Source organism: Uliginosibacterium sp. 31-12 (genome assembly GCF_030548425.1).
GTDB classification, from domain to species: domain Bacteria; phylum Pseudomonadota; class Gammaproteobacteria; order Burkholderiales; family Rhodocyclaceae; genus Uliginosibacterium; species Uliginosibacterium aquaticum.
The window spans coordinates 1,052,039-1,062,331 of record NZ_JAUOOA010000001.1 but is presented as its reverse complement, the minus strand read 5'-3'; the positions used below and the strand labels follow the sequence as shown (position 1 = coordinate 1,062,331).

At 60.2% G+C, this 10,293-nt stretch carries 7 protein-coding genes; 1 reads left to right on the top strand and 6 read right to left on the bottom strand.

Going from position 1 to position 10,293, the window contains the following annotated elements; genetic code table 11:
* The 6 genes from Q3Y64_RS05195 to Q3Y64_RS05170 form a co-directional block, all read right to left on the bottom strand.
* On the bottom strand, positions 1–1,835 hold a 1,835-nt coding region (locus Q3Y64_RS05195; RefSeq protein ID WP_303560361.1), incomplete at its 3' end, for a retention module-containing protein.
* A gap of 149 nt (positions 1,836–1,984) precedes the next feature.
* The gene (locus Q3Y64_RS05190; protein WP_303560360.1) at positions 1,985–2,602 is read right to left on the bottom strand and encodes a response regulator transcription factor; all 618 of its coding nucleotides are present in this window, start codon (positions 2,600–2,602) and stop codon (positions 1,985–1,987) included.
* A gap of 6 nt (positions 2,603–2,608) precedes the next feature.
* Positions 2,609–3,991 (bottom strand): HlyD family type I secretion periplasmic adaptor subunit, encoded by a 1,383-nt coding sequence (locus Q3Y64_RS05185; RefSeq protein WP_101944023.1) that lies wholly within the window; start codon positions 3,989–3,991, stop codon positions 2,609–2,611.
* Entirely contained in the window at positions 3,991–6,186 is a 2,196-nt protein-coding gene (locus Q3Y64_RS05180; RefSeq protein ID WP_303560359.1) for a type I secretion system permease/ATPase, read from the bottom strand. The genes Q3Y64_RS05185 and Q3Y64_RS05180 overlap by 1 nt, the downstream gene beginning before the upstream one ends.
* A 20-nt stretch (positions 6,187–6,206) precedes the next feature.
* Positions 6,207–6,527, bottom strand: a complete 321-nt coding sequence (locus Q3Y64_RS05175; RefSeq protein ID WP_303560358.1) for a hypothetical protein — start codon at positions 6,525–6,527, stop codon at positions 6,207–6,209.
* A gap of 186 nt (positions 6,528–6,713) precedes the next feature.
* Positions 6,714–8,309, bottom strand: coding sequence for a phospholipid carrier-dependent glycosyltransferase (locus Q3Y64_RS05170; protein ID WP_303560357.1), 1,596 nt, complete (start codon positions 8,307–8,309; stop codon positions 6,714–6,716).
* Between the two features lie 163 nt (positions 8,310–8,472).
* On the opposite strand from Q3Y64_RS05170, the gene Q3Y64_RS05165 reads away from it, so the two are divergent.
* Positions 8,473–10,254 carry an ABC transporter ATP-binding protein gene (locus Q3Y64_RS05165; RefSeq protein WP_303560356.1) on the top strand — a complete coding sequence of 594 codons (1,782 nt, stop codon included), beginning with the start codon at positions 8,473–8,475 and terminating at the stop codon, positions 10,252–10,254.
* The last annotated feature ends 39 nt before the right edge of the window (positions 10,255–10,293 follow it).

Here is a 10,293-nt window from a genome sequence, read left to right as displayed (position 1 = left end):
GCTTCAGAGAAAGCGAAGGTGACGGTGGAAACCTTGTCAGCGACGTTCAGCGCCGCATCGACGATATCCACGGTGACGCCTGGTGCAACAGTATTGATTGCGACTGTATCGCTGCCAGCTGTACCAGAGTTGCCTGCAGCATCGGTGTAGCTGGCATTGGCCACGGTTACGCTGCCAGTGCCGGAGAAGCCGTCGGTTGCGGTGAAGGTGGCGGTAAAGACCTTCGGGTCTGCGGTGGCAGTGAGACCGCTGATTGTGCCGCCTACCGCTGTGATATCTGCGGCGCTAAAGCCGCTAGGTGCTTCACTGAAGGTAAAAGTGACTGTGGAAATCTTGTCGCCGTTGTTCAGCGCGGTGTCGATGATATTGACGCTGACGCCTGGCGCAACAGTATCGATTGCAACTGTATCGCTGCCAGCTGTGCCGGGGTTGCCTGCAGAGTCGGTATAGCTGGCATTGGCTACGGTTACGCTGCCAGTGCCGGAGAAGCCGTCGGTTGCGGTGAAGGTGGCGGTAAAGACCTTCGGGTCTGCGGTGGCAGTGAGACCGCTGATTGTGCCGCCTACCGCTGTGATATCTGCGGCGCTAAAGCCGCTAGGTGCTTCACTGAAGGTAAAAGTGACTGTGGAAATCTTGTCGCCGTTGTTCAGCGCGGTGTCGATGATATTGACGCTGACGCCTGGCGCAACAGTATCGATTGCAACTGTATCGCTGCCAGCTGTGCCGGGGTTGCCTGCAGAGTCGGTATAGCTGGCATTGGCTACGGTTACGCTGCCAGTACCGGAGAAGCCGTCAGTGGCGGTGAAGGTCGCCGTAAAGACCCTCGGATCGGACGTGGCAGTCAGCCCACTGATTGTCCCGCCCACTGCGGTGATATCCGCAGTGCTAAAGCCACTAGGTGCTTCGCTGAAAGTGAAGGTGACGGTAGAGACCTTGTCTCCGCTGTTCAGTGCGCTGTCGGTGACGTTGACGGCAACGCTGGGAGGGTTGGTGTCGACCGAATAACTTTCGCGACTCGTGGCACTGCTGGTGTTGCCTGCGGCATCGGTGGTGCTCACGCGTGCATCGATGGTGGCATCCGCGTCAGCCACCAGATCGGCGCCCGGCACTGCAATGCTGAAGGACTTGTCTGCCGCGACCGTGCCGGTGAAATCCTTGCCATTGACGGTCAGGGTGACAGTGTCACCCACCTTGGCGTCACCCCCGACCACGCCGGTGATGGCGATCGACTGACCGGCTTCAGTGGCATTGATGATGTCGTCCGGCGTGATGTTCGAATTCAGGCTAATGCTGGGGGAGGGCGGCTGGATATCTGCCAGGGTGGCGTCTTGCAGGGTGTCATCGTTGCCGTTAGGGACGTTGATCGCTTCGGCGACAAAGGACGTTCCACTCTGGAATTCGAGCGGTGAGAGTTCTTCTGTGACGCGCAATAGGCGCACGAAGCCGTGGCCACCCTCTGCACCACCTGCACCCAGGCCTGCAGCAGCAGGATCCAACGTAGCAAAAGGATCCTCGCCGGCGTTCAGTGCGGCTAGAACCGCTTCGGCGTCTGTTGCCGAGGGTGTTTTGACCGCGGCCTCGCTGCGCTCGGTGTTCTGGCCGAGCATGTCTTCATCGGCGCGCACGTTGCGGCCACCGCCAAGGTCAAGCAGCTCGCCATTGGGCAGGCGGATCTGCAACTGACCCTTGGCGTCCACCACGATTTCCTGTCCTTGCTCGATGCGGTCCCCGGCTTTAAGGGCAATCAGACCTTCGGGGGTACGCAGATAGGCCTTGCCGTCGATGCGGACAACATTGGCGCTGAGGGCGGGAGTGGTGGACTTGGAGGCTGCCATGCGGGGTCTCTTTTCCGGCTTTTAGTAGGAATGAGCCGGAATTTACGACGCAGTGCAGCGTGCTCGTATTGTACCTGGGTACAGTTTTTCGTCGCGATGTGTCACACGCCACGAAAAATGCCGCAAAACCTCTTCAGAAGGGGCTTTTCTCAGGGGCGGAGGCCGTGAACCTTGAGGGCAAGCTGGAGTCGGTCGGTGACATCCAGTTTGTTGAAACAGGCGCTCAGGTGAGCCTTCACCGTACGCTCGGTGATGTTCAGCGCTCCGGCGATGAAAAGATTGGATTCACCTGAGGCGGCAAGGCGCGCCACTTCGCGTTCGCGCTCGGAGAGTCGACTGCTCCAGTCCTCTCCCTGTACGGCGCGCTGACGGTTAAGCCCGCGCAGCAGCCGGGTCAGCAGGCTTCTACCAACCCATTGCTCACCGCTGGCCACAACCTCAAGTACCTGGCGCAGCGTGGCAGGGGGGGCATAGGCCTGGCAATAGCCGCTGACACCTGCTTCGAGGAAGGCGAGGCCTTCGTCGTCGCTCGGCAGGCTGCTGGCTACGATCAGCTTGTGCTGCTGGCTCCAGCTTTGCCAGTCCGGGAGCCCGGGGGCGGGCAGGGCGTGGGCATTGCTGTCGATGACGATCAGGCTGCCCGCAGTTTGCCGGGGAATACTGGCGGCGCCACTGAGGCGGTGGATGACCCATTGATCGGCTAGCAGGCGGAAACGGGCAAAGACGGTTTCGTCGTCGGTAAGGATCGAAAATTCGTGATGCGGCATGTGGACTCAGCGTTCGCGCAGGGCATTGGCCTGAGCACGCAGGACGGGTTTCATCAGGTAGGCAAGGATGGTTTTCTTGCCGGTGAGGATATCGACCTCGGCAATCATGCCGGGGATGATCGGCAGGTTCTCGGCGCCGATCACGCTTTTGTCGGTGCGCACCCGCACGATGTAATAGGAGTTGCCCTTGTCGTCGGTAATCGAGTCTGCGCCGATGTGTTCGAGCTTGGCTTCGAGGCCGCCGTAGATGGCGAAATCGTAGGCCGTGAACTTGACCAGCGCTTTCTGCCCCGGACGCAGGAAGGCGATGTCGCGTGGCAGTACCTTGGCTTCGAGCAGCAGGGCATCGTCGCTCGGCACGATGCCGATGATGTCGCGGCCGGGCTGAACGACACCGCCGACGGTATTGACCAGCAACTGCTTGACCGTGCCATTCACGGGTGAGCGGATTTCGGATTGCTTGACCCGGTCTTCCAGCGCGACGCTGCCTTCTGAGAGGCGGCCCAGGCGTGAGCTGACTTCGGACAATTCGGTGCGGGCCTTGTTGCGGATGCCCAGATTCACTTCCTGGATCTTGCGCTGGGCTTCGGCAATGGCGGACTCGATGCGCGGGATCTGTGCATTGGCCATATCGCGTTCGCCACGATAGCGCGATACATCGCGCTCCAGGCGCAGCAGTTCAACATCGGAAACGGCCCCTGTACGCGCCAGCGGGCGTGTTTTCTCAAGTTCCTGGCGGGTCAGCTCATAGCCTTGCTCGGCCGATTCGCGACGCGCACGGATTTCCTTAAGCTCCTGACCGCGCTGGGTGAGTTGCTGCTGGGCGATGCCAATGCTGTTGAGCAGTTCGCTGCGCACGGCCTCGAACAAAGCCTGCTCCTGCGCGACGATTTCGGGCGCCTCTGTGACGACTTCGGGCGGGGGCACGAAGGGGCGTGTCTCGGCGATGGCTTGCAGGCGTTCGGCTTTGGCCAGGAGTGACAGATACTCGGAACGGTTTTCCTTGAGATTGGAAACAAAGCGGGTCGGATCGATCTTCAGCAGTAACTGGCCTTTCTTCACGAGCTGGCCTTCACGCACCAGAATCTCGGAGACCAGACCGCCATCCAGGCTTTGAATGACCTGTACCTGGCGCGAGGGAATGACCTTTCCTTCGCCCTTGGTAACTTCGTCCAGCTCGGCCAGGGCCGCCCACACCACAAGTAGCAGCAGGGCCAGTGCCGAGGCCAGCACCGCAATCCGCGCACCGCGCGGCGATTGCTCGGCCAGCGCCCAGTGGGCATCGGCACCGAAATCGTCGTCGTCGTGGATTTCGTTGCGCTCGGCGTAGTCGATGGCCCGGTCGTAGAGGGCTGAGAGACGGGCATACAGGCGCTGCAGTGCTTGCATCACGCGGCCCTCCCGATGCGTCCGTGTTGCAGGGCTTCAACGACCTGGGCCTTGGGGCCATCGGCCACGATGGTGCCGGAGTCGATCACGATCAGGCGGTCGACCAGATCCAGCAGGGACGTGCGATGGGTGACCAGAATCACCGTCTTGCCAGCGGCATAGCCGCGCAGGCGCTGCTTGAGTTGCTCTTCGCTCTGGTGATCCATGCTGCTGGTGGGTTCGTCGAGCAGCAACATGGGCGGATCGTTGATCACCGCACGGGCAATGGCTACCGCCTGACGCTGACCTCCGGAGAGAGACTCACCACGCTCGCCAATCGGCATATCGAAGCCTTGCGGATGGGCATTGGCGAATTCGGTGACCCCCGCCAGTTCGGCAGCAGCGAGTACCGCCGCATCGCTGGCCAGGGGGGAGCCCATCATGATGTTCTGCTTGAGGCTGCCGAAGAACAGGGTCACGTCCTGCGGCACGAAGCCAATGGCGCGGCGCAGTTCTGCCGGATCGATCTGGCGGGCATCCACGCCATCGATCAGGACTGCGCCCTCGGTGGGTTCGTAAAGCCCGAGGATGAGGCGTTCGAGCGTGGTCTTGCCGGACCCGATGCGGCCGATGATGCCGACCTTTTCGCCAGCCTTGAGCTTGAAGGAAATCTTGCGCAGAACCTTCTGCTCGTTGCCGGGATAGGCAAATCCAACCTCCTTGAATTCGATATCGCCGCGGAAGCTGGCGCGATGCAGGAAGCTGGCTTCCTCTGGCCGCTCAACGGGCAGCTGCATCTGTGAATCCACCGAATTGAGGCCGGTTCGTGCGTTCTGGAACTGCATCATCAGGCCTGCGACTTGTCCCAGTGGCGCCAGGGCACGGCCCGAGAGCATGCCTGCGGCGATGATGCCGCCCATGGAGACCTGATTGTCGGTGAGCAGGTACACCCCGAGGATGATGGTGATGATGTTGACCGCTTGCTGGGTGGTCTGCGCGAAATTCATCGTAGTGGACGAGAGCAGACGGGTGCGCGCTCCGATCTGTGCGATGAACAGGGTGGCACGCTCCCAGCGGCGCTGCATCTCGCTTTCTGCGCCGAGGGTCTTGATGGTTTCCAGGCCGACTAGGCTTTCAATCAGGCCGGCGTTGCGCTGCGCCGAAGCTCGATAGGTGGTTTCCGTCAGTTCATGCATCTTGCCTTGGGAGAATAGCGCCACCGCAACGACTGCCAGCATGCCGAATACGGCCGGCAGGATCAGCCAGGGGGAGATCCACAGCATCGCCAGCAGGAAGATCAGCACGAAGGGGAGGTCCACCAGCGCAGTGACGGTCGCTGAAGCAATGAAATCACGCACGCCTTCGAAGGCTCTCAGGTTGGAAGCAAAGGAGCCGACCGAGATCGGGCGCGCGGCGAGTTTTACGCCCAGTACACGCTCCATGATGCGTGCTGAAAGGGTGACATCGACCCGTTTGCTGGCCGTGTCGATGATGAAGGCGCGGATGCTGCGCAAGGCAAAGTCGAAGAACAGGATCAACAGGGCCCCGATAGACAGCACCCACAGCGTTTCAATGGCGTGATTCGGCACCACCCGGTCGTACACGTTCATTGAGTACATCGGGATGGCCAGCGCGAACATATTGACCAGCAGCGCAGCGGCCAGCACATCGCGGTAGAGGCGCCAGTTACCGAGCATGGCGCTCCAGAACCAGTGCTGACCACGCAACTTGTGCACTTCAGGCGCGCGTTCGTCAAAACGGAAGCGTGGCCGCACGATGATGGCAATGCCGGCGTAGGCATCCTCAAGCTCCACCGCGCTGATCACGATGCTGCTCTCCGGCGCTTCCGGCAGCGAAATGCGGAATTTCCCGTCTGGCGTGTGATCAAGCAGCAGGCAGGCACGCTTGCCGTGCAGCAGCAGTACGGCGGGCAGCAAGCGGGCGTCGATATCGGCTGGATCCTTGCGCAGAAGACGGGCGTTGAGGCTCGCGCGCGCAGCGGCACGGGCAAATTGGGACGGCGGCAGCAGGTGATCTGCTTTGGGTAGGCCGGCAGCGAGGGCTTCGGCGCTCCATGGCTTGCCGTGGATGCGGGTGAGCTGCACCAGGCATTCCAGCAGCGGATCGAGGTGGGCTTTGTGAGCGCCCAGTAGCCAACTGGCTTCGGAGCCAGCGGGGGGAGTGGCCGGGGTGACGCTTGGGTTTGAGTCGCTCATCGGGTGCGCAGGGTCCGGGGTCAAATCACGTCGTTGCCGCCCAGCAGGTCAAGGGCGCCCTGCATTCTACGCCGCATGTCCTTGCGGGCCAGCAGCTTGCGCTGGGCTTCCGCAGGTAGGTCGGTGAGGCGTAGCAAACCCTTGTCCAGCATTACGTCGATCAGGTCCTCCATTACCCGGATGAAGTCAGCATCCAGGTCGGCGAAGTTGTTGATCATCGGCAGGCCGAGAAAAGCACAGACTTCAGGCGTGGTGGCAGACTGGAACTCTTGGGCGTCGGGGCTGGCTTCATGCAGCAGGGCGACGATTTCCCCTGTTGCAGAACGACGGATGTAAGGCATGGCTGTTGGCTTTCGAACAGGGTGCCTACTTTATCAGTGGTGCCGCCGAAGGACTTGGCAGCGCCTTGTCACGAACTGTGTCTGCGCAGGTGTTCGTGACTGATTTCACGGCCGGAGTGGCACGAAGCCCGCCCGCTGCCATCAATAACGGCAGGCGGGCGGGCTTCCTGAATGCTGAGCGGGCGTTCAGCCTTGGCAGTCAACGATATGCGAGAACACGTTGCGGCGCTCGCATTGCTCCTTGTTGAGTGGTTTGTGGTTGTTGAGTGGCAAGAAGAACAGGCTGCTGGCAATGATCAGCACGCTCATGCCGGCCACGATCAGGAGGCGGGTGCGCGCTTTGATTTGATTCAGCTCGCACAGATTCTGCCAGTTCAGCACGATCAGGATGTAACTGATCAGGAGGCCCAGGAAGTAGTGATAGAGATACATCACGCGCTGGGCGCCCAGATACAGATGGAGCAGCATGAAGACCAGATACAGACCGGTGAATACTTCGATCAGCGCATAGCTGCGGCCAGAACCGGCTTCCACGCCGAAGAGGCGGCGGTTGGCGATGGTCAGAATCGAGAGCAGCACCGCGGCAAGTCCAAGGTACCAGCTCACCTGATTGCCGGCGAGCTGTACGTAGCGTGTGAAACCGTCGGCCGAATCCCAGCGGTAATTGATGGTCTTGTTGTGCAAGGGCCAGTTCAGAGGAGAGGAGCCGTTCTCGCCCGGTTTGCACACATCCAGTTTTGGCACTCCCTTGTGGTCGTGATCCATGAACCTGAAGTAGTCGTTGGTAATGGCGAGCAGCGTTGACGGTGTCAGATGCTGACCCCGTGTGACGTAGTCCTTATAGGTCTGTGACATGAATTGCTGATCGGTCTGGGCGGATGTGCCTTCGCTGGCCGGCTGCTTTCCGATCAGTGCGTGCAGGGCAAACACAACCAAGGTGATTGTTGCTATCGTGAGCGTCACAATGCCAGCCTTGAGTGCGAAGTGACGTAGCTGGTGCAGAACATCGAAACCACGCAGGCGTGTGCCGAAGTCCTTGAAATAGAGCACAGGGAATAGCGCGAGCAGAAGGGCTGCGTTGATCTTGACCATGATCGCCAGTCCGCACAAGGCTGCAGCGCTGGCGTAGAGATGTACGGGGATGGGGCCTTCATGCTTCCACATGCGGATGAAAACCCAGAGTGCGCCGAGACTGAAGAACATCTGGAAGCTGTCCAGGTGCACGGCGCGGAAATGTACGATAAAAGCATTCTCGAACAAGTAAAGAGTTGAGAACAACAGGGCCACGAGGCGGTTTTCGGTGAGCTCAAGCATCAATCCGAAGAACATCAGTGCGCCCAGTGCTCCGAACAGGCTGGGGGCTAGGCGCATGCCGGAAAATGAGAAGCCTTGCGGGAGTTTGTCTCCGTCGATGTACTTCGTCGGCGTGAGGGCGCTCATGTCGATGCCCTGATTGGCGCCGGATAGTTTCTCGCCAGCAGCGATGAGAAGCAGGCCAAGAGGCGGGTGCGGCTCTAAGTGGGCGAATCCTTCTATGTAACGTTGGGCTGAAGTGAGGTGATAGTTCTCGTCCCAGAAAGCATACTTGGGTTCGGCATGGTTAACGAAGTACATGCACCAGCCGATCGCCAGCACGATGAGGAAGCATAGCGTGGTGCGCAGCCAGCCCGGGATGCGCTCGATGGCATCGAAGACCTTTTGCGATGCGCCGTTGCCGCTAACGGCGGCTGTGGCAGAGGCAGCCGGAGCTGCGCTTGGATTCTGGTTTTTCGGCTTTGCCATCTTGTCGTCCTGTCCCTGAGCGGCGCCTTGCTGCGCCATGGTGAAGCGCGATGCGGGCAGGAGTTTGCTGGGCGCCTGCTGGTAGTGTCAATGATGCAGTGCGATCGGCCGCGTACAATGTATGAGCGGCGCCTCTTGTGCCCCAGAGCGGAGTGAATGCCTGATGCTGCAGCCCGATCCAAAGTCCGACGAACTGGTCTTCCGTTTCCGTGATCTGCCCCGAGCGCTGTGGTTCTTTCTTGCCGAAGAGCGCTGGTTCTATCTGTTGTTCCTGCTGGTCTTGCTGGCAGTGATGTTCTACACGCTGGTGCCGCCGCTGTTGATCGGCATGATCGCTAACTTCCTGATTGCATATGGTGCGGCCGCGCCGGATGTGCGCCCAGCCGTGAGTCAGCTGTGGTGGCTGGTTGGTGTGTTGGCGGGCAGCCACGCAGTGGTTGCGCTGGTACGCCTGTCATCTAAACGTATGCTCGGGCGAATCAGCCTGAATGCGCGCTATCGCGCCAAGGTGTGGGGGTTTGAGCGCTTGCTCGATTATTCGCTGGCCTGGCACCAGCAGGAGAGCACAGGCAACAAGGCCCAGCGAATCCTGACGGGCTCCGAATCGGTGCGCGAATGGACCGGTGACATGGTCAACAGCCTCAGCTCGGCAGTGGCCGCCTTCGTGGGTTCGCTGATTGCCTGCATGCTGTTGCACCCGGCGTTCATCCTGTTCTTTGCCTACTACCTGGGAATTCTCCTCAGCGTGGAGTTCTATTTCGACTATCGCATCGCGAAGTTGTCGGATCGCATCAATAAATCGATGGAGAACGCCAGTGGTAGCTTTGTAGAGAGTGCGTCCAACATCCTTGCCGTGAAGGCACTTGGCGCGGCGGATAACATGACCAGCAATGTGGCTCGCCGCGAAGAGCTGGCGCGCCAGCTTTCCTACGAGCGGCTGCGCCTGTCGAACACGAAGTGGATGTGTTTTCAGATCCACAACAGTATTGCCTGGGGCGCGTTCCTGCTGGTGATCGGCTGGATGGTGATGCAGGGGGCACTGCTGGCGGGCTTCTTCCTGACCTACGCGGCCTATTTCGACCGTTTGCGCGAAGCCTCAATCGAGTTCACCGACAAGATTCAGCTGATGATCGAGCGCAAGTCCAACCTTGGACGAATGATGTCAATCTTCTGGGGGCGCAATACGTTGGCCAAGGGTAAGGCGCGTTTCCCCACTGAATGGGATGCGATCCATTTGGAAAAGGCCAGTTTTCGTTATGGGGACAAGCCGGCGGTGGGGCCCATGACCTTGGAAATTCCGCGTGGCAGCGTGCTGGGCATTGCCGGACACTCCGGCTCGGGCAAGTCCACCCTGATCAAGCTGATGCTGGGCCTTTATCACTTGGAACATGGCGAGTTGAAGATCGGCGGTACGCCGGTGGCTGACATCCGGCACGAGGCATTGACCAGTAAGGTGGCTGTCGTACTGCAGGAAACCGAGCTGTTCAATTTCTCGTTGAAAGAAAATCTCACCATGATGCGCGAAGTATCCGCCGAGCTACTCGCGCGTGCTTGTCGGATCGCCTGCCTCGATGAACTCATCGCGCGCTTGCCTGAGGGGCTCGATACCTCGGTGGGCGAGAATGGGCATGCACTCTCCGGTGGCGAGCGTCAGCGGATTGGCATTGCACGGGCGATCTGTCGTGACGCGCCGATCCTGTTGATGGATGAAGCGACCTCCGCACTCGATTCCGCAACCGAACAGCAAGTGACCCAGCGCCTGATGAACGAGTTTGCGCCGGGGCGCACCCTGATCATCGTTGCGCACCGCATCAGTACTCTGCGGGAGGCGGACCAGGTGGTGGTTTTCGAGCAGGGGCAGATCGTCGAGCAGGGTCGTTTTGCCGAATTGGCGGCCGATCCGGCCACACACTTCGGGCGTATGGTGGCGATCCAGGCTGCCTGAGCTGCGGCAGATACAAAAAAGGCGTGTCCTTGGACACGC